Origin of the sequence: Ascidiimonas aurantiaca, assembly GCF_037646345.1 — a bacterium.
Lineage (GTDB): Bacteria > Bacteroidota > Bacteroidia > Flavobacteriales > Flavobacteriaceae > Ascidiimonas > Ascidiimonas aurantiaca.
Genome location: NZ_JBBEWR010000035.1, coordinates 1 through 1,639 on the forward strand (window position 1 = coordinate 1; position 1,639 = coordinate 1,639).

At 32.8% G+C, this 1,639-nt stretch carries 1 pseudogene; it reads right to left on the reverse strand.

From position 1 onward, the window contains the following. Nucleotides 1-436: 436 nt before the first annotated feature. A pseudogene (locus tag WAO84_RS17115) lies at nt 437-1,639 on the reverse strand (hypothetical protein); the annotation flags it as partial.

The window sequence follows — 1,639 nt, forward strand, 5'->3', positions numbered from 1 at the left end:
TCCGGAAAGGTAAGTACTTTTATTAAGATGCAAAAAGATAGTTTCCCTGGGAAGTTTAAAGAAATTAGTTAAGGGTTCTATGATCTTTTCCTGATCGAAGTTCTGTTGGCCGGATACTCCAAGGCACGTAATGAAAGTAAAAAAAAGTGTAATAGCAATTTTTTTCATAGGATAAAAATACGGCATAAGTAACTACAACATTGTTAAATATTTTTTAATTCAAACAGAGAATTTTGTTTTAATGTAAATAATTTAGCTTTTGATTAAAAAAAATTAGTGTATTTTCTTTTTTTTCTCTAAAAAAGCAAGAATTTTTCATAAAACAGTTTTTTATAAATGAACCTGATTGATACCCATTTATTTTGAAGATAAAAACATTTGGCTACAGCTTTGTTAAGTGTATTGAATGTAAAGAATTTATAGCAAAGTGTATTTTTTAGGGATTGGTGCCTCCGGATGATGATAGATTGAGAGTTTGTATTGAAGAATACAGGCTCCCGTCATTTCCCATGCCCTCGATAAATAATTTGATCTTCTCAATACCAACATTGGGTATGGTAAAAGAGGCTTCTCCTTTTTTATTGATGAGCACTTCGGGCAACCAGTATATTACCCCATATTCTTTGAATACCCGACTTTGATAACTTGTGTAAACAGGAGTATAGTATCTTTTATTTTGTTCAAAACCATTATTTACTTTATAAGTGAACAAAGTGTTTCTTGTATTATGATGCACAAAAGGTGAGTTTTCACGAGAGGTATATATTCTAATGATCCCTCCACGCCCTTTCATACCCTCTGCTAGCCCCATACTGGTAGTAGAATAAATACTATGTATTTTTGAAGTAGGAAGTCTGTATAATATGTGAGAACTGGGTATGGGAGTATCATTAATATATACTATGGGTATTGCACGTTTAATGCGATTAATGATAAGAACAGTGCCAAAACGAGGGGAAATCCTTACTTCAAAGCCTTCAGCTCTTATAAGATCTGATACAAGTGGATATAGGAAGGCTATGTTATCATCAACTTTTAAAATTCTGTTTCGGTATATTTTTGGGATAAAGTCATCGTTTTCCTCTTTTTTCTTTATATTTTCAGTGACTACTACTTCTTTCAATTCAATAAGATTACCCGGCAAAACATTTAGGGGTGTAAACTCTTTTTTTTCATAGCTCTCCACCATTTCATTATCATATAGATTGGTTTGATCCCAGGTTTTATATATTCGGTCTTTTTGGTTATGAATTTCTTCATTCACATACATATTGGGTTTTATAAGCTTACCATTTTTATCTACGATAGAAAAAGAAAGGGTTTCCCCGTTTTCTGCAAAGAAATCTTTTAACATAAATGTTTTATCGGTATCGGAAAGAACTATGTCCTGAGAGGTATGGTTTTGAGTACCATGCATCAAAAGTTTACTTTTAGAGCCTATAGAAGTATTGATTCCTCCTTTTAAAAGGAGCCCTCTTTCAAAAGTATATTTTTGTTCGGGCGATTGGGAAGTAATCACATTCCAGTCATATTTGCTCCAGCCTTGTGTTAGTAACAACAGGTCGAGCTCATAGATTTTTTTTTGGGTTACGTTCCTAAAATAATATACCGGGTTCTCAATAGTACCTTTTACGTAGGG